The organism is Brachybacterium sp. AOP42-C2-15 (assembly GCF_052377065.1).
In the GTDB taxonomy this organism is placed as follows: Bacteria; Actinomycetota; Actinomycetes; order Actinomycetales; family Dermabacteraceae; genus Brachybacterium.
The window spans coordinates 140,732-157,598 of the sequence record NZ_JBQSWK010000001.1 but is presented as its reverse complement, the minus strand read 5'-3'; the positions used below and the strand labels follow the sequence as shown (position 1 = coordinate 157,598).

At 72.4% G+C, this 16,867-nt stretch carries 14 protein-coding genes; 1 reads left to right on the top strand and 13 read right to left on the bottom strand.

Annotated features, from left to right (window positions below):
* Window positions 1-50: 50 nt before the first annotated feature.
* The 9 genes from ACT3SQ_RS00715 to ACT3SQ_RS00675 form a co-directional block, all read right to left on the bottom strand.
* Window positions 51-263 carry a hypothetical protein gene (locus ACT3SQ_RS00715; protein WP_444600759.1) on the bottom strand — a complete coding sequence of 71 codons (213 nt, stop codon included), beginning with the start codon at window positions 261-263 and terminating at the stop codon, window positions 51-53.
* A gap of 92 nt (window positions 264-355) precedes the next feature.
* Window positions 356-1,270: a methyltransferase family protein gene (locus ACT3SQ_RS00710; RefSeq protein WP_441444479.1), complete on the bottom strand. Its 915-nt coding sequence runs from the start codon at window positions 1,268-1,270 to the stop codon at window positions 356-358.
* A gap of 114 nt (window positions 1,271-1,384) precedes the next feature.
* Complete coding sequence (locus ACT3SQ_RS00705) at window positions 1,385-2,875, bottom strand: gluconokinase (protein WP_442331878.1); 1,491 nt, start codon at window positions 2,873-2,875, stop codon at window positions 1,385-1,387.
* 256 nt (window positions 2,876-3,131) lie between these two features.
* Window positions 3,132-4,382, bottom strand: coding sequence for a Dyp-type peroxidase (locus ACT3SQ_RS00700; protein ID WP_444502406.1), 1,251 nt, complete (start codon window positions 4,380-4,382; stop codon window positions 3,132-3,134).
* Window positions 4,379-5,026 (bottom strand): copper chaperone PCu(A)C, encoded by a 648-nt coding sequence (locus ACT3SQ_RS00695; protein ID WP_444502407.1) that lies wholly within the window; start codon window positions 5,024-5,026, stop codon window positions 4,379-4,381. Before ACT3SQ_RS00695 ends, ACT3SQ_RS00700 begins: the two co-directional genes overlap by 4 nt.
* A gap of 159 nt (window positions 5,027-5,185) precedes the next feature.
* Complete coding sequence (locus ACT3SQ_RS00690) at window positions 5,186-5,875, bottom strand: hypothetical protein (RefSeq protein WP_441444483.1); 690 nt, start codon at window positions 5,873-5,875, stop codon at window positions 5,186-5,188.
* Window positions 5,876-5,942: 67 nt separating this feature from the next.
* Window positions 5,943-6,911, bottom strand: coding sequence for a universal stress protein (locus ACT3SQ_RS00685; RefSeq protein ID WP_441444484.1), 969 nt, complete (start codon window positions 6,909-6,911; stop codon window positions 5,943-5,945).
* 276 nt (window positions 6,912-7,187) lie between these two features.
* A complete protein-coding gene (locus ACT3SQ_RS00680; RefSeq protein ID WP_444600758.1) occupies window positions 7,188-7,712 on the bottom strand; it encodes a hypothetical protein in 525 nt (174 codons plus the stop codon).
* Window positions 7,713-7,904: 192 nt separating this feature from the next.
* The gene (locus ACT3SQ_RS00675) at window positions 7,905-8,822 is read right to left on the bottom strand and encodes a LysR family transcriptional regulator (RefSeq protein WP_441444486.1); all 918 of its coding nucleotides are present in this window, start codon (window positions 8,820-8,822) and stop codon (window positions 7,905-7,907) included.
* An 89-nt stretch (window positions 8,823-8,911) separates the two neighbouring features.
* Here ACT3SQ_RS00675 and ACT3SQ_RS00670 point away from each other — a divergent pair, with 89 nt between their 5' ends.
* On the top strand, window positions 8,912-9,223 hold the full coding sequence (locus tag ACT3SQ_RS00670) for a hypothetical protein (protein WP_441444487.1): 312 nt from the start codon (window positions 8,912-8,914) through the stop codon (window positions 9,221-9,223).
* Window positions 9,224-9,495: 272 nt separating this feature from the next.
* Here ACT3SQ_RS00670 and ACT3SQ_RS00665 read toward each other — a convergent pair whose 3' ends face one another.
* From ACT3SQ_RS00665 to ACT3SQ_RS00650, 4 genes are all read right to left on the bottom strand, one after another.
* A complete protein-coding gene (locus tag ACT3SQ_RS00665; protein WP_444502409.1) occupies window positions 9,496-13,053 on the bottom strand; it encodes a S41 family peptidase in 3,558 nt (1,185 codons plus the stop codon).
* Between the two features lie 108 nt (window positions 13,054-13,161).
* Window positions 13,162-14,100 (bottom strand): S-layer homology domain-containing protein, encoded by a 939-nt coding sequence (locus ACT3SQ_RS00660; protein WP_441444489.1) that lies wholly within the window; start codon window positions 14,098-14,100, stop codon window positions 13,162-13,164.
* Window positions 14,091-15,053 (bottom strand): hypothetical protein, encoded by a 963-nt coding sequence (locus ACT3SQ_RS00655; protein WP_444502411.1) that lies wholly within the window; start codon window positions 15,051-15,053, stop codon window positions 14,091-14,093. The genes ACT3SQ_RS00660 and ACT3SQ_RS00655 overlap by 10 nt, the downstream gene beginning before the upstream one ends.
* 210 nt (window positions 15,054-15,263) lie before the next feature.
* On the bottom strand, window positions 15,264-16,814 hold the full coding sequence (locus ACT3SQ_RS00650; RefSeq protein WP_444502412.1) for an alkaline phosphatase D family protein: 1,551 nt from the start codon (window positions 16,812-16,814) through the stop codon (window positions 15,264-15,266).
* Window positions 16,815-16,867: the final 53 nt, after the last annotated feature.

The following is a 16,867-nucleotide window of genomic DNA, read 5'->3' as shown; positions in this document are numbered from 1 at the left end:
GAAATCAAGGAGTTCATCACTCCCCAGCAGCCTCGCGCGGGTGGGTGTGGTCAGCGAGCTGCCGTGCGGGGTGATCGCGGGCCTGCCCCCGACGGTCCGAGGGCGACGAAGGTCGCTCCGATGGCGAGGAACACGGCACCGGCGCCCACGTTCCCGGCGAGCATGAGGAGGCCGGCGACGATCATGAAGACGATCGCGTTGGCCGTGCGGAGGACGGACTGGGTGGCGGGGTCGGTGAGGGTGAGGTGTCGCGAGGTGCTCATGCCGTCAGCCTGCCTCCGCTCGGCGAGGGGGCCATCAGTCCGGCGTAGGGTCCGGCCTCGACCATGGTGGGGGATGTCGGCCGCCCTGCGGCCTACCGCAGCCGCGGCACCCAGCAGCGCACGCGCGCGCTGTACCGCGCATACTCCTCGCCGAAGCGGCCGGCGAGGTCACGCTCTTCCTCGGGTCGCACCAGCAGATGCCAAAGCACCCCGCCGGCCAGCGAGTAGAGGATCACCAGCCACGAGGCCCCGAGCAGACCCACGGCCACGCCCTGCGCGATCCCAGCAACCGCCATCGGGTTGCGCACCCATTGGTACGGGCCCGCGACTACCAGCTCGTTCGCCATCGCACCGGGCAGCGGCGTGCCCCGGCCCCGCCGGGCCATGGTCACCGCCGAGGCGACACCGAGCAGGCTCGCGGCGAGCAGCAGAGCCACTCCGGCGAGCACCGTGACCAGGCGGGCGGCCTCCGGGAGCACGGCGGCCACCTGCCAGCGCCGCTCCAGCCAGATCATCGGCAGCGGCAGCACCACCAGGAACAGCGTCCAGAACGCCATCATCTGGAGCAGGGTCGCCACCAGAGGGGCGTTCCCCTCGACCCGGCGGGCGGGCCGGAAGGCGAACGGGCCCACGAGGAATGTCGTCATCGGGATCCGGTCCCAGAGCACCAGCATCCCCGCGAGAACCGAGCCGGCCGAGGCGGCGATCATCGCCACCGCACCCCACCCGGCCTGCCCGGTCAGCGTCGCATAGAGCACAATCCCAGCCGTGACCAGCAGGGTCCAGGGAGCCGCGACCCAGGTCGCCCAGCGGATCCCGAGCGCCACAAGCGCAGAGGCCACCACGAACAGGGGGATGTCGAGCGCCCCCACCAGCAGCGGGTCCAGGCGTCCCAGGGTCGCCGTGGCCACGGCGGGGACCGTCGGCACGAGCACCCACCACAGGGCCCCCGCGATGGCCTGGACGGCGAAGTAGGCGCGGCCGGTGGCGCGGGTCAGCAGGGGCATGATCCGGTCAGGATATCCGTCCCGACCGATCAGCTGACGAGCCCAGCCGACCGGCCGAGATGACCTGCCCAGCGGCCCGCGCCTGCGGCTCGACCCAGGCCGGGTCGGGCCGGGTCAGGCCAGGTCGGCGAGCTTCTCGAAGCGTTCGAGACGCTCGCGGTAGTAGTCCTGGTGGGCGGCGACGGGCTCGACATGCGTGAGCACCGGCGCTTCGGCGACGGGAACGCCGGGAGCCGCCTGCTCGAGCGCCATCACGGCGGCGCCGCGCATGGTCGAGCGGGACACGGCGACGTGGTCGATCGGGGCGCCGAGGGCGTCCGAGAGCAGGTGCAGCCAGCCGGGGATCGCCCCGGTCATGCCGCCGGAGAGCACGATCCGCTCCGGCTCGCCACCGGCCTCGCGCATCTGATCGGCGATCCGCAGGAACGACAGGGCCACGCCCTCCATCGCTCCGCGCAGCATGTCCTGCCAGGTGGTGGAGGCGCCGACGTTCGCGAACATCGCCCGCGAGCTGCCGCGCCACTTGGTGCCGCGCTCCCCGGAGAAGAAGGGGATGACCAGCGGGGTGCCGGCGGAGACCGGGGCGGAGAAGAGTGACGTGGTGTCCGTCTGGGACACCTCGAAGGGCATCGCCAGCTCGTTGCGGCACCAGTCGAGCACCCGCCCGCAGTCGCTCATCGCGGAGCCGACGAGGCTGCGCTGCTGGTCCACGCGGTAGGCCCACAGCCCTCTGGGAAGGGTGGGGATCTGGGTGGAGAGCAGCTGGCGGATCGCGCCCGAGGTGGCGGTCGAGATGCCCCAGGTGCCCTCGCCGAGCGCACCGATGCCGAGGTTCGCGGCCAGGCCATCACCGATCACCGGCAGCCACACCGCGTTCTTCAGCTGCGGGAACTCGGCCGCCAACGGGCTGCCGGCGACGGGGATCGCATCCGAGGGATCCAGGGCCGCGCCCATCGCGGAGGCGTCAACGCCCACGGCCTCGAGCAGCTCGGGCACGTACTGGCCGGTGCGGCGGTCGATCATGCCGGACCAGGCCGCCGAGGCGGTGCCGAGCGCCGGGGTGCCCAGCAGCTTGAACGCCGCATATTCGCCCAGCGCCATGAAGCGGGTGGTGCGTGCGAAGACGTCCGGCTGCGTCTCGCGCAGCCAGGCCAGCCGCGGTGCGGTGTACGAGGAGTGCAGGCGTGCGCCGGTGCGCTCGTGCAGGCCCTCCACGTCAAGGGTCTTGGCGAGCGCGTCGACCTGGGTGTGGCAGCGGGTGTCCGCATAGGTGATGCAGGGGGTCAGCGCATTGCCGGCGGCGTCGACCGCGACCAGCGTGGATGCGAAGGTGTCGAAGCCGATCGCTGTCACCTCGCCGGGCAGCGGGGAGCTGGTGAGGACGGCGGCGAGGGAGGCGCGGATCTCCTCGACGATCTGGTCCGCGTCGATGGTGCTGGTGCCGTCGTCCGCGACGGTGAACTCGTGAGATTCCTTGTGGTTCAGCCGTCCGAGCTCGCGGCCGGAGACGTCGTAGACCGCGGCGCGGGTGCCGCCGGAGCCGATGTCGATCCCGACGACGAGCGGTCCCTGGGCCTCTTCGACCGGGATGTTGAAACGGGGCATGGGGATCTCCTGCGCTCGTCGGGGCCACCTCCGTACGCTCGGCATCGATGCGGCGCCGCGGAGTCGTCCGGTCAGCATACGAGGGGACCCGCAGGAGACGGCCGGTTCGCCATGGGTTGCCACGGGGCGGCAATGACGCCTCGCATCGGTGCCGCTCGGGCGCCGGGACGGTGTTGCCTCGTCCCGACGCCCGACGCCCGACGCCCGACGCCCGACGCCCGACGCCCGACGCCCGACGCCCGACGCCCGACAGTGCTCAGCTGAGCACAGACTCCCCGAGGTACTCACCCTCGGTGCAGCCGGGCGGGATCGCGAACACTGCCGAGCCGATCGGGGTGGTCCACTGGTTCAGCAGATCCAGGGTGTCCAGCCGTTGCTGGATCGGCAGGAACTGGCCGAGCAGATCGGCCTGGAAGGACACGAAGATCTGCCCGGCCTCCGAGATCGCCTCGGAGTCCGGCGGCGGCGCGATGTCGTAGTTGTATGGCCGTCGGAAGACCTCCTGATGTTCACCCTCGTCGATGCCGTGCGCGCGGCGCATATGGGAGAACTCCCCGATCACGGGGAACCCGTTCGCGGAGACCTTCTCGAAGTCCGCGCGGGAGGTCTCCGTGCCGCCGGTGAGCGGTGCGCCGCTGTCCAGGCGGGTTCCGGTGGCCTGTTCACGAGCTGTGCGGTCGGCCTCGTCCCAGCCGTCCAGATCCATCCGGATCCGACGGATCACCATCGAGGTGCCGCCCGCGAACGGGCCCTCCTCGATCCACACCACCTTCGAGAAGTGCTCAGAGCCGGGGGCGGCGTTCGCGCTGCCGTCCAGCTGGCCGAAGAGGTTCCTCATCGTGGCGCCGGGGGCCTGCGTCCCCGGGGAGCGCCGGAAACCGGGCTGCACCCAGCGCACCCGGGTGAAGGCTCGGGAGTCCTTGAGCAGCATCCGCACCGCGTGGGAGACCGTGAGCGGGTCCTCCGCCGCGATCATCAGCAGCAGGTCCCCGCCGGTGAAGCGGTCCTCGAGCTGATCGATCCCGAAGGCAGGCAGCGGGGCCAGCCAATCCGGGACGGGCCGTTCGGCCCGCGCCATCAGGCCCGCCCCGAACCCGACCGTGACGGTGAGCGCGGCCGGCTCCGCCGCCATCTCCGGCTCCGTGTCCGCGAGCGCCGGCACGCCCTGGGTGAGACGGGCGGCATCATCGGTGAGCAGCCGCAGCAGGCGCAGCACTCCCTCGCGGTCCACGCCCTCTCGCAGATCCAAGCCGACGAAGGTCGCGGCTGCGGGAGCGGGTGTCTCCACCCCCGCCTGGTGCTCGCCATGGAAGGGAACGGTCACCCCGCCGTGAAGGGAAGGCTCGGCGGCGGCCGACAGGGACGCCTCATTCCCAGCGCCGTCCCGCAGTGCCCGGTCCAGGCCGACGGAGGCGGCGCCCACGCCGAGCGCTCCCACACCGAGCGATCCGGCCCGCAGCAAGTGGCGACGTCCGGGCCTAGGCGCGGAGGTGTCCTGCGGGTTCACTGGTCCTCCTCGTGCTCGTACTTCTCCTGGGCGCCTGCGAAGTCCTTCACGGTGGCGGTGAACGGCTGCTCGGTGCCGTCCTCGAACTCCAGGATCAGTTCCACCTCGTCCCCCGGCAGCAGAGCAGCGGTGAGCTCCATCAGCATGAGGTGGTTCCCGCCGGGCTCGAGGACCAGCTCACCTCCGGCCGGCAGGGGGAATCCGCCCTCCTTCTGCTGCATGCTCATACCGCCCGATCCGTCGGCGGTGGTCTCGTGGAGCTCCACACGGGAGCTGGCCGTGGTCCGCGCCCCGCTCAGGACGAGATCCTGCTCGGTGCCGTTGAGGAGCGTGCCGAAACATGAGCTCATGCCCTCCTCGGCGGCCTTGACCCAGGGATCGGCGACGGTCAACGAGTCGGTGGGGACTGTGCTGTCGGAGGGGGACCCTTCAACAGCTCCGGCTCCGTCCCCACCTCCGTCGCCGCCTCGGTCGCTGCGGGGGTCACCGGGGTCACCGGCGCACGCGGCCAGGGGCAGGAGCAGCGCTGCGAAGGCCGCGCGGCGTGGCAGGCGGGCGGAGATCAGGGACGGGGTGGGCGGAGACGCTGCGGTCACGGAGACGGTGGGCTGCGGAGCGGTGTGCGATGACGTGCTGCGGGACATGCGAGGTCCTTTCGGAGACGCCTCGTCGGCCGATGGCGGGTGCGCGATCGGCAGCGGGCGTGAGGGAGCATCAGCACGGCGGAGCCGTGCCGGGATCATCCGAAGGGCTGCCTGAGCAGGCAGGGAGACTGCACCGACGACGCTGGGCGTCGGCGGCGCTCAGGCGGCCAGGACCAGGGGCGGGCCGCGTCGTTGCTGAGGGGAGAGCACCGCCCGGCGGACGTGCCGCAGCGGGGCACCCTCCGGCACCGGTCGGGACGGACCGGGCAGCACCAGGTGGGGGAGGGCCACTGCCTGTGGTGGCCTGCCCAGCACGTTCAGGACGGAGATGATCAGCCCGGTGCAGCGCAGCAGGAAGTTCTCCCCGCGCTGCAGCAGCAGCGTCGTCACGAGCGCGGCGGCGAGGTGCCACAGCAGCATCTGCAGGTCGGCGTGGGTCCCGTGCAGTGAGTGCTCGGCAGCCGCTGCGACCCCGTCGGCCCCGTGCCCTGAGTGCAGTGAGGAGCCCGGGGACGTTCCCTCCCCGAGGAGGCTGTGGGCGCCGTGGCCCAGATGGGAGCCCGGCGGGGCGACCAGCGTGATGCTCGGATCTCCCGGGGTGCCCGCGGTGAACAGCCCATGGAACAGGGCCTGGCTGATGAGCACGGCCGCCCCCATCCGAGGGAGCGAGAACCGGGAACCGGCAAGCACCGTGCATGCCGTCACGGCGAGCCACCACGGGACGGCCACTCCGAGCCAGGAGGGCATCGCGCCGCCGCCCACCAGGTGCCCGCCGAGGGCGACCAGGGTCGCGATCGAGGCGGCCATCCCCCCGCGCAGCAGGCGCAGGGGGGAGCGGCTCGAGGTCATGGACCCCATTCTGCCTCGCTCAGCGAGCAGGGGTGGAGCCTGTCCCCGCAGTGTCCGCCGAAGCGTCCTATGCCGTGGGCGGCACCACCATCACCGGTCCCTCCGCCTTCGCCAGGACAGTTCGCGAGACCGAGCCGAGCAGAGTGGAGACCACGCGGCCATGCCCCCGCGTGCCGAGCACGGTGAGCTGGGCCGTCCCGGTGGCGTCCAGCAGAGAGGGTGCAGGATCGGCCACCATCGCCGTACCGCTGATCGTCAGGTCCGGGTAGGCCTCGCGCAGCGACTCGATGACGACCTCGAGCTCCTTCGCGAGCTCCTGCTGATGCTTCTCCAGGATGTTCGCATCGGGGAGCCAGGCCATGTACGCCGTGCCCCAGGCGTCGGGGCGCGGCATCACCGCGAGCAGCTGCAGCGGAGCCTTGAGCCGTCGTGCCTCCTGCGCCGCCTGTTCCATCGCGGGCCGATTGAGTTGGTACAGGTCCACCCCCGCCACGACGGGGGTATCCAGCTGCTGCGGGGTGAAGCGCTCGGCGCCCTCACCGGGGTCGATCTCGTACTGCTCCGGCACCACCACGGTGGGGCAGTGGGCGTGGGCAGGCAGGGCGGAGGACACCGAGCCCAGCAGACGCCCGAGGAATCCGCCCAGGCCACGAGCGCCGACGACCGCAAGCTGCGCCTTCGTGGACAGGCCCACCAGCACTCCGGCCGCGTCGCCGAATTCGGTGCGCAGATCGACCTCGCCGGGATAGTCGCGCAGATGCTCTCGCGCCATGTCCAGCAGCTCCTCGGCGGCGGCGAGACGGGCGACGTCCGCGGGCACACTGGGTATCAGCGTGGCGTCCGCGTAGGACATGGTGGGCACCGTGTACGCGGTGACCACCGTGAGCGGGCTGCCCAGGCGCTGCGCGGCGCGCGCCGCGTAATAGAGCGCTCGCACCGAGTGGTCCGAGGCGTCGAAGCCGACGAGCACTCCGAGGGGACGAGAACCGGGATCAGTGGGGAGCGGGGACTGCGAGGTGACGCCGTCGTCATGCATCTGGACCTCCTGGGCCGGGGGCTTCAGCGGCCGACGACGGTGCCCCCGTCGATGAGTCCGTCACCGGTGATCTCATCGTAGGGCCGCCCCGAGGGCGCAGGACGGGCCGAAGGTCCGGATCCGCAGAGGGTCTGCGCTCTGGGCGCGGACCTCTCCTTCACCGCGACGACCGCGGAATGCACCGCGACGACCGCGGAATGGCGCGGACCGGCGCTCTGAAGGGACGGGCGGGGCCCGAGCTGTGACGGGCGTCGAGCGGGGCCCGGCCCGACGTGCTCACACCTCGGGCTGATCAGGCAGCCTGAGCTCCTGCGCGTAGCGGTCCCGCAGCTGCTCCCAGCCGTGGTCGAGGGCGTCACGTCCCACGATCCGTTCCTGGTCCAGGCCCTCCAGGCGGGCGTCGAGCACGGCGAGGCACACCTGCCAGCCGGCCAGGTAGGTCGGGGCCAGCTGCGGGTCGGCGAGCTTCATCAGCAGCGTCAGCCGGGCCTCGTCGATCAGCCATTCCAGGACGTCATCGCCCCAGCGGTGGCTCAGCGCATGATCGCCCGCGGTGGCCAGCACATCGACGGCGACCGGATCAGCCTCGGGGGTCTCTCGCGAGAGCACCGGGCCGACCTGGTTCAGCGGCCGCTCGGGCACGATCGGCGACCAGGTCTCCAGCAGCTCAGGATCGGTGAGGTGAGCCCAGATCTGCTCACCGGTGCCGGCGAGGTCCACCTCGAGGATCACGGCGTCCTCGGTGAGGTCCACGGCGACAGGGAGTGCGGCGATGCGCTGGTCGATGTCGGATGCGTTCACAGGAGTGCTCCTTCCGGGCGCCGGGGCAGGTGCGGCGGCGCAGACGACGTCCCGCCATTGTCCACCCGAGCCTTCCGGGCGGCGAGGACCTCGGTCTCGGTGCTGATGAGGCGCGGCGTGATGAGGCGGGACTGGGCGTGGCGCTGCCGGGGAGTGGTCGGGTGAGTCCGCGGTCGGTGCACTGCGGTTCGGTCAGAGCGCGGTGACGCCCGGGATCCGCGCTGCCGTCTTCACGGTGATGGACCGGATGCGCGCCATGAGGAAGCGGGCGGCGGGATTGTCCTCGACCGCGCGACGCACCCGCATCTGCACCCGTCGCGTCGGGCCGGGGGAACGCAGGGGGATCGCCACGATGTCGGAGCGCACCTCCGCGGCGATCAGAGACGGCTGCACGCTCACGTACTCGCCAGTGGCGACGAAGCCGGTGACCGCGGGGAAGTCCGAGGGGTTGACCTCCACCGGCGGGGTGAATCCTGCGACGCGGCAGGCGGCGGCGATCCGGTCGAACCACAAGGAGTCCAGCGGGTCGTCGGTGACCCAGGGGAGGCTCGAGAGCTCGGCGAGAGCGACCTCGTCGCGATCCGCGAGCGGATGCGAGGCGGCGACCAGCACCGAATAGATCTCCTCGAGCAGATCGATCTCGCGCCAGTCCGCGCCGAAGGAGGGTGTGGCGTCGTCGGTCAGCACGATGTCCGCGCGGCTGCCGGTCTCCTGGACCGAGCAGTCCCGGTACAGCAGGTCCAGTGACAGGTCGGGGAACGCCGCCCGCACGTCCCGCGCGAGGACCGGCACCCAGGTGGCGGCGACCGAGGTCATGTATCCGAAGGTCAGGGAACCGGTGCGGCCGCTGGCGAGCTCGCGCGCGAGCCGCTCGACGGCGGCGAGGGCGTCGAGGGCCGCGCCCGCCTCGTGCGCGATCAGGCGGGCTCCGGGGGTGACGGAGATGCCGCGACCCGTGCGCTCCAGGAGCGTGAGGCCTGTTTCCCGGCCCAGGGTGGAGAGGTGCTGGCTGACTGCCGAGGGGGTGTATCCGAGCGCCTCGGCACTGGCGCGGATGCTCTCCGTCTCGACGACGGAGCGCAGGACGCGGAGCTTCACGGGATCGAGCATGGAGCGACCCTACCTCCGTTCAGCTCCGCTGAACAGAACGGCGGGAATCATCGCTTGTCCTGACGGGTCATGGGACGCAGGATCGAGCCATGACCTCCGCACTGATCGGCCTCGCACTCATCCTCCTCATCGCCCTCGTCGCCGTCGGGCTCGGGACGCTCACCCGCCTGCTCGCCAGCCGGATCATCGCCCCACGCTCACTCGAGAGCACCCCGCTGACCCCGCTGGAGCGCATCGCGCTCGGCAACGAGGCGATCGCGAGGGATCTGCAACCCGACTCGACGCACCCCGTGGCCCGGACCGCCGCCCGGGACGCCGGGACGCGCATCGGCGACCGCCCGGCACAGGAGCACGAGCTCGCCGAGCGGTACTTCTTCGCGGCCACACACGGGCTGCGGTGACTCACGGGCGCGGCGCGTAGACCGCGCGTCGACCCCCGGGCGGCCCGCTGATGGGCCCGCCACGCTGCTGAGCCCGGCCTCCGGTGCGGGCGTGCCCGCGGATCGGTCGATTCCGAGCCAGTTCGGTGCCTGATCTGGCTCGGAATCGACCGATCCTGGACGCCGGCCGGGGCTGGGCCGGGCCGGGCCGGGCCGGGCATGCGCCGGTGGCTGGGGCCGTGCGTGCGCCGGGGCCGGGCGTGCGCAGGGGCTGGGGCCCGCGGCTGGCTGGGTCAGCCCTCCCGGCGGCCGAAGCGGGGCGCCGGCAGCGGGGGTGCGACCGCGGCGGGCTTCTGCGCGAGCAGCGCGAGGGCCTCGGTGATCCCACGCGCGAGCTGCGGGTCCTCGCCGCCGACCCAGGCGTTCGGCGGCAGCGGCACCTCGATGTCGGGCTCCACGCCGTAGTTCTCGATCGCCCAGTCCTCACCCTCGAACCAGCTCGCGTACTTCGGCTGGGTGACGCCGGTGCCGTCGACCAGGTCGAAGCGGCCGTCGATGCCGATCACCCCGCCCCAGGTGCGGGTGCCGATGATCGGGCCGATCTCCAGGGCGCGCGAGACGGCGTTCACGATGTCGCCGTCGGATCCGGCCTCCTGGTTGGTCACCAGCACCACCGCACCGCGCGGTGCGAACGCCGGATAGGTGCCGGGCCGCTGGTGGCGCGGATAGCCCCAGGACAGCACCCGGCGGGCGATCCGGTCGGTGACCAGCTGCGAGGTGTGGCCGCCGCTGTTGTAGCGCACGTCTACCACGAGGCCCTCCTTGGTGGATGCCTCGCGCAGGTCACGGTGCATCTGCGCCCAGCCGGAGGAGACCATGTCGGGGATGTGCAGGTAGCCGAGCCGACCGCCCGAGAGCTCCTCCACCAGTGACCGCCGGGCCGCGACCCAGGCCTGGTAGCGCAGCGCGGAATCGTCGGCCAGCGGCGTGACCGCCACCCGATGCTCGGCGCCGTCACGCAGCAGCACCAGCTCGGTGGGCTTGTGCGCCGCACCGACCAGCGCTGCCTCGACGCCCTCGGAGTACACCGGGCGGCCGTCGACGCGGAGCACCGCATCGCCCACCTCGGCGCCCACCCCGGGGGCCAGCAGCGGAGAGCGGGCATCCGGATCGGAGGAATCGCCCGGCAGGATCCGGGTGATCACCCAGCGCCCGTCCCGGAGCGCGAAGTCAGCTCCCAGGTAGGCGGGGAGCATCGGCGGATCGGCCTGGTAGACCCCGCCCTGCACATAGGCGTGCGAGGTGCCCAGTTCGCCCTGGACCTCCCACATCATGTCCTGGAAGTCGTCCTCGGTGACCAGGCGCTCGATCACCGGGTCGTACCAGGAGGTCATCGCGTGCCAGTCCATGCCGTCCATGTCCGCACGCCAGTACTGCTGGGCCATGATCCGGTAGTTGTCCCAGAGCATGCCGCGACGCTCCTTGACCGGATCCACGTTCAGGCGCATCCGGCCGGTGTCGATGACCACCCGGGCGGGGTCCTCGTCCTCGGCCTTGCGGGTGGCGGGGATCTGCACCCAGCTCTCACCCTGCTTGACGACCAGGGTCTCCCCGTCGCCTGAGGCGGAGAGGTCGGTGACGCCGTCGGCGAGCACGGTGAGCTTGCGGTCGGTGAGGCTCCAGCGCTCGAGCGTCGGCGTCGGCGCATCGCCCTCGACTCCGGCCCGGGTGCTGCCGAGCACCCCCTGCTGGGGATGGCGCAGCCAGACGAAGCCGTCGCTGACCGCGGTCAGGTGCGAGTAGTAACCGGAGACCACCGGGAACGGGACCAGGCGGGACTCGATGTCGTCGAGCTCGATGCGGGTGCTGGGTGGCCGGTCGACCGCCTCGGCACCGGCGGCGCTGTGGGAGGTGGCCGGCTGGGTGGAGGCGGCGACTGCAGCCTTCTGGTGGGAGGCCTCGCTGCCGGCGGCCTCGCTCCCGACGCCGTCGGTTCCGGCGCCGTCGGCGCTCGCGGCATCCTTCCCGCCGGGACCGCCGGGGCCGTCCTTGGGGTCCTTGTCGGAACCGGCCGGGCCCCAGCCGTCGGGGTGCGGGCCGAAGGGGTCGGGGGTGGTCCGCTCCAGGGGCAGCAGGAACGGCCGCTCGGCGTTGACGAAGCCGAGGTCGAAGACCATGTCGTCGTACACCGTCTCGAAGGTGCGCAGGCTCAGCAGCGCGAGGTGCTTCCCATCCCGGCTGAAGGCGGGGGAGCCATCCTGGTACTTGCCGGAGGTCAGCGCCCGGCCCGTCGGCTCCTGCTCCTCGGTGTCCGAGAGCATCAGCCGGCTGAGCTCCCAGGAGTTCGGCTCGGCCCATACGAGCCAGCGACCATCCGGTGACCAGGCCAGGTCCTTCACCTCGCCGCCGCCGGATCGGCCGACCTCGCGCACGTGGTCCAGTCGCGGGGTCTCCACCGCCGTCTCGGCGTCCTGCTCCCAGGCGGAGGCCGACGGGTCCTTCGCAGCCTGCGAAGAGGCCTTCGCCGGGTCCTCGATCCCGCGCAGCGTCACCAGGCGCACCACATTGTCGTGGGAGGAGATCGCGACCTTCGAGCCGTCCGGGGAGGGGATCGCGTGCAGGATGCGGCCCACCTCGCCGAGGTCGAGCCGGATCTCCTCGCCGCCGCCGTCCAGCCGCGCGAGAGCCAGCACGTCGGAGCCGACGCCGCCCTCCTCCCGATCTGAGAGCGCCTCCGCATCGGAGACGAACAGGGCGAAGGGGGAGCGGCCCAGCGGGCGGACCTCGCGCAGCCGCAGGCCGCAGGTCCCGGCCAGCAGGCGGGAGGGCCCGCCGCGGTGGGTGAGCGCATGGGCGCTGCCCCGCCACTCGACGACGCTCGCACGCGCATCGTGCAGAGGCCTCATGGCCAGGAGGTTCTCTGTCGCGGAGGCGGGCCGCGGCAGCCGGGAGGCGCCGACGCCGGAGGCCAGGATCTCGATCTCGCGCGGCTCGGCGTCCAGAGACTCCATCGCGAAGAGCCGGCCGCGGGAGCTGAACACGATGGTGGAGCCATCGGTCGCCGGCTCGCGCAGGTAGCCGTCGGCGGAGCTCAGCGAGGTGTGGGCGCGGAGGTCGGAGCCGTCCAGTGCGACCGACCAGAGGTTCGCGGCGGCGCGGTCGGTCAGGGCCGCGCCGGGGCCGGGGGTATCGGAGGCGAACAGCAGCCGGTCGCCGTACCAGGCGATCCGCAGCTTCGAGGCGAGGATCTCGTCCAGCAGCGGCTCCCAGGAGCGACCTGCGTGGGCCTCGGCCGGGGCATCCAGGGGGACGTCCTCGCGGGAGGTCCAGAGCTTCACCGCGGTGCCGCCCTGGTAGTGCTTCCAGGAGGCCTGGTCGCGGCGCCACGGGGTGGCGACCACGGTGGTGCCGGAGGGGTGGATCGCGACCTCGCCGCTGCGTCCCAGGGGAAGCAGCTCGGTCCCGCCCTCGAGATCGATCGCCCACAGCTGCGCGTCGCGCGCGATCGGGGCGCCATAGCTGGTGGTGGCGACGATCCGGCCGTCGGGAAGCCAGCCGACGACCTTGGTGCTGGGCCGTCCCCAATAGGTCAGCCGACGCGGGGCGGTGTCGCCCTCGACGCCGATCACCCACACCTCGGGACCGCCCGAGGTGCGGGAGGTGTACGCGATGTGCTCGCCGCTGGGCGAGAAGCGGGGGTAGCCGACGGGTGCACCCTCGTCGGTCAGCCGCCAGGCGCGACCGCCGGCCAGCGGTGCCAACCACACATCGTTCGCGGCGGTGAAGGTGACGATGTCGCCTCGGACATCGGGGTGGCGGAGATATGCGGCATGGGCAGGCGTCGTCGACATGGGTCAACCCTATGTCCGGTCTCGGACACCGCGCACAGGATTTCGAAGCCGAAGCCGAAGCCGGAGCCGGAGCTGGCCGGGGGCGGAGCCGGAGCCGGTCGGGGGCGTTCAGCCCAGGGCGCTCGCGATGACGGAGTCCGCCCGATGCAGGGAGACGGCGAGCTCCGCCCGGGTCACGCCTTCTTCGCCGGCCCAGTCATGGGCGGCGAGGGGGTCCGGAGCCATCCCGGCCGCGGCGAGCCAGGCCACGTCCGTCGGCGCCGAGCTGGGATCCTCCGGCAGCGGCAGCGAGACCTCCGTCGAGGCGTCCCAGGTGACCCCCATCCCGGCCAGCGCCGGGCGCATCAGCGCGGCGAGCATCATCGCCGCGCAGTCCCGGGTGGCGGGCGCGTCGGGATGGACCCGCAGCTGCACATCGCCCCACAGCGCGCCCCGGCCGTGGAGCCACAGCACTGCGGAGACTCGCGCGGGATCCTCTCCCAGGTCCGTGAAGACGGTGGGGACGGTCCCGAGATCCACTGCGGGAGAGCCGGCGAGGCGATGCAGGGCGACGGCGATGTCTCCGCGCGTGACCTGGGCATCGGGGGCGTATTCGGTCGGGGACAGGCCCGGCTGCACCCCGGTCATGTGCGCCCAGCGGATCGCCTCGGCGCCAGGGGTGCCGGCGGCGACATCCTCGAACAGAGGCCCCTCCTGGACCCCGGCGCCGGGGCCGCTCCGTGCGGCGCCAGCCGACAGCGCCTCCGAGTCCTCACGGCGCAACAGCGTCCCCGCAGTCACCGGCACCACGACAGCCGCCGCCGCGCCGGCCAGCAGCACGGTGCGGCGCCCGGCCCGGCGTCCGGCACGACGGATCGGGCGCGGATCCCCCGCCTCCGGGACGACGGGGAGCGTGGCCGGCGGGGTCTGTGCCGTCGGCGCCGAGACGGGCTGCGTCGGCATCGGCGGCGTGGGTGCCAGCGGCGCCAGCTGCGGCTGCGCCGGCTCGGGCGCGGCTCCCGGACGCCCGGCCTGCAGGCGCGGCGGGGACGGTCGTCTTACAGCCATCTCAGCTCCCGCATCCGCTGGATGATCGCCCAGCTGACAGCGAGGTTCCCCCAGCCGTTGAGATGGAACCCGTCCGGTGCGCACAGGTGCTCGGTCACGATCCGCTGCTCGAGCGCCCCCTGGGTGGAGGCCTGTTCGAGCAGGCGCAGCGGCGCCAGCGGAGGGCAGCTGAGGCCCTCCTCGGAGGTGAGCAGGCGGCCGAGGTCCAGGAAGTGTGCGCCGTAGCGGCGCTGCTGCTCCTCGTTGACCTGGATCACCGCGTCCGCCGTCGCGGAGCCGACCGGGTCGAAGGAGGTCGGCCACTGCCCGAGCACCAGCGTGTCCTGCTCAGGAGTCGCAGCGGCGTCCCACATCCGCTGGGTGTCCTCGAGCACGCCCGCCACGTCGAGGATGTTGTTCTTGCCCATCCACAGCACCTGACGGGAACCCTCCGCGACCCTCGCGAGCGCGGAGCGGAAGACGCCGCTGCCGCTCGTGCCGGGCTGATCGGGCAGGAATTCCCAGCTGCCGCCGGTGCCGTCGAGTACCCCAGGGGCCCCGTCCACATCACCGGGGATCGTGAGCGGTCCGGCCGGGGTCAGTCCGGAGTCGAGCGCGACGGCGACGGCGCCGGTGCCCGCGGCCGGCTCACCGAGCGGGCGCAGCTGGGGAGTGTCCAGGCCGCGCATCAGCAGGGTGTGGGCGGAACGCGTGGCGCCCACCCCGTAGGCGTGCACCACTGCAGGGGCTGCCGCGAGGGCGAGGTGCTCATGGATGCGCACCGCCAGCGGAGTATCTGCGCTGCCGCCCTCCGAGCTCATGGAGGAGGAGCCCCACAGGGTCAGCGGCCGGGCGTCCAGCTCGGGAGCGAGCAGACGGCGTGAGGCCTCCGTGCCGGTGACGGCCGGGGTGGCTTCGGCGGGGACGGGTGCGGCAGGTGCGGCCAGGGCGGCGGCGAACTGCGGCGGGGGCATCGTGGTCCTTCACGGTGGTGCTGAACGAGCGCACCGTCCGGCGCCCACGGCTCCCTACCCTACGGGAACCGGGGCCCGCCGACCAGGGGAATGGGAGGTGATCTGCAGTGATCTGCAGGGTGGTCCCGGATCCCGCCGACGAGGGGGCGACGGGATCCGGCGGCGCGGCTGCTGAAGGGCAGCCGTGCTGGTCAGCGCAGTGGAGCGGGCTCAGGCCTCGTGCAGGCCGGGCTCGCCGGCGGGCACCACGTAGGTGCGATCCACGGACGCCGCGGCATCCGGGGTGCTGACCGCGGAGACGGTCTTGAAGTCGACCCGCAGCTCCTCGGTCGTGTACTCCGAGAGCACATAGCCGCGGCGGCCGCGGATGTACTTGATGTGCGGGTTCTCCGCGAGGACCTCCTCCTCGCCGTTCACCACGTCGCTGCCGTCCCCGCCCGAGGTGATCGAGGTGGACACCAGCTCCACCCCGACGGTCGCAGAGTCCGGCTCCCAGAAGTCCGCCTTGAGCTCATTGGCGAAATGCACGTGGACATCGCCGGTGAGCACCACGGGGTTCGCGATCCCGCGCTCGCTCCAGGCGCCGACCAGGGTGTCGCGGTCCGCCCGGTAGCCGTCCCAGCCGTCCGAGCCGAGCGTGGTGGTGGGCCCTGCGGCGTTGTCGCGCTTGGCGAAGAAGACGCTCTGCGCGAGCAGCTGCCAGGTGGCGGACGACTCGGTCATCCCCTCGAGCAGCCACTGCTCCTGTTCGTCGCCCAGCAGTGTGCGCGAGGGATCGGCCTGCTCCTCGCAGTCGGTGAACCACCAGGTCTTCCCACCGTCGTGGCAGGCGTGCAGGTCACGATACTGGCGGGTGTCGAGCACATGGAAGCTCGCGAGATCCCCCCAGTGCAGGCGTCGGAACAGCTGCATGGAGGTGCCGGCGGGGGCGCTGGACCGGCGCAGCGGCATGTTCTCGTAGTACGCCTGCTGGGCCGCGATCTTCCGGGCCACCCAGGCATCAGTGGGCACCCCGTTCTTGGGGTAGGCGCCCGCCCAGTTGTCCTGGATCTCGTGATCGTCCCAGGTGACGATCCACGGCGCGGTGGCATGCAGCAGCTGCAGGTCCGGATCGGTCTTGTAGGTCGCATACCGCAGCCGGTAGTCCTCGAGCGTGGTGCACAGCTTGTGCGGATGGGTGCGCAGCTTCCCGGTCCCGGGCCCGCCCTCGTAGATGTAGTCACCGAGCCCGAACACCAGGTCGGGACGATCTTCGGCCGCCCGCCGGTAGGCCGTGAACCAGCCGCCCTCCCAGTGCGAGCAGGACAGGTGCACCATGCGCAGCGCGCGGGTGTCACCGCTCGCGGGAGTGGTCAGGGTGCGGCCGACGGGGGAGACGTAGCGCCCGGTGCGGAAGCGGTAGAAGAACTCGGTGCCGGCAGGGAGGTCCTCCAGCTCGACGTGGAGGCTGTGCGCCTCCTCGGGGCGGGCGGTCTCGGTGCCGAGGCGCACGATCGAGCGGAAGCGCTCATCGGTCGCGAGCTCCCAGCGCACCGGGACCGGGATGCTCGGCATCCCGCCACGGCCGTCCAGCACGTGGGGGTCGATCGCGAGCCGCGTCCACAGCACCACGGAGCTGCTGGTCGGGTCGCCCGAGGCGATGCCGAGGGTGAAGGGGTCCTTGCGGCGCCAGCTGCTGTCCGCGATCGCCGGAGCGGTGCCCAGCACGCCCGCGGAGGCGAGTGTGGTGAGGGTGGCGCCGGTGAAGATGCGCCGGCTCATGCGGCGCTGCCGGGCGAGGTTCGCGCGGCGGTCCGGGGCGATGAAGCGGGTGG

Excerpts from the sequence above, each read along its gene's own strand:
- ACT3SQ_RS00660 (WP_441444489.1), bottom strand. The coding sequence starts at position 14,100 with ATGGCTGTAAGACGACCGTCCCCGCCGCGCCTGCAGGCCGGGCGTCCG.
- ACT3SQ_RS00705 (WP_442331878.1), bottom strand. The coding sequence starts at position 2,875 with ATGCCCCGTTTCAACATCCCGGTCGAAGAGGCCCAGGGACCGCTCGTC.
- ACT3SQ_RS00695 (WP_444502407.1), bottom strand. The coding sequence starts at position 5,026 with ATGTCCCGCAGCACGTCATCGCACACCGCTCCGCAGCCCACCGTCTCC.
- ACT3SQ_RS00690 (WP_441444483.1), bottom strand. The coding sequence starts at position 5,875 with ATGACCTCGAGCCGCTCCCCCCTGCGCCTGCTGCGCGGGGGGATGGCC.
- ACT3SQ_RS00675 (WP_441444486.1), bottom strand. The coding sequence starts at position 8,822 with ATGCTCGATCCCGTGAAGCTCCGCGTCCTGCGCTCCGTCGTCGAGACG.
- ACT3SQ_RS00685 (WP_441444484.1), bottom strand. The coding sequence starts at position 6,911 with ATGCATGACGACGGCGTCACCTCGCAGTCCCCGCTCCCCACTGATCCC.
- ACT3SQ_RS00670 (WP_441444487.1), top strand. The coding sequence starts at position 8,912 with ATGACCTCCGCACTGATCGGCCTCGCACTCATCCTCCTCATCGCCCTC.
- ACT3SQ_RS00665 (WP_444502409.1), bottom strand. The coding sequence starts at position 13,053 with ATGTCGACGACGCCTGCCCATGCCGCATATCTCCGCCACCCCGATGTC.
- ACT3SQ_RS00710 (WP_441444479.1), bottom strand. The coding sequence starts at position 1,270 with ATGCCCCTGCTGACCCGCGCCACCGGCCGCGCCTACTTCGCCGTCCAG.
- ACT3SQ_RS00715 (WP_444600759.1), bottom strand. The coding sequence starts at position 263 with ATGAGCACCTCGCGACACCTCACCCTCACCGACCCCGCCACCCAGTCC.
- ACT3SQ_RS00650 (WP_444502412.1), bottom strand. The coding sequence starts at position 16,814 with ATGAGCCGGCGCATCTTCACCGGCGCCACCCTCACCACACTCGCCTCC.
- ACT3SQ_RS00655 (WP_444502411.1), bottom strand. The coding sequence starts at position 15,053 with ATGCCCCCGCCGCAGTTCGCCGCCGCCCTGGCCGCACCTGCCGCACCC.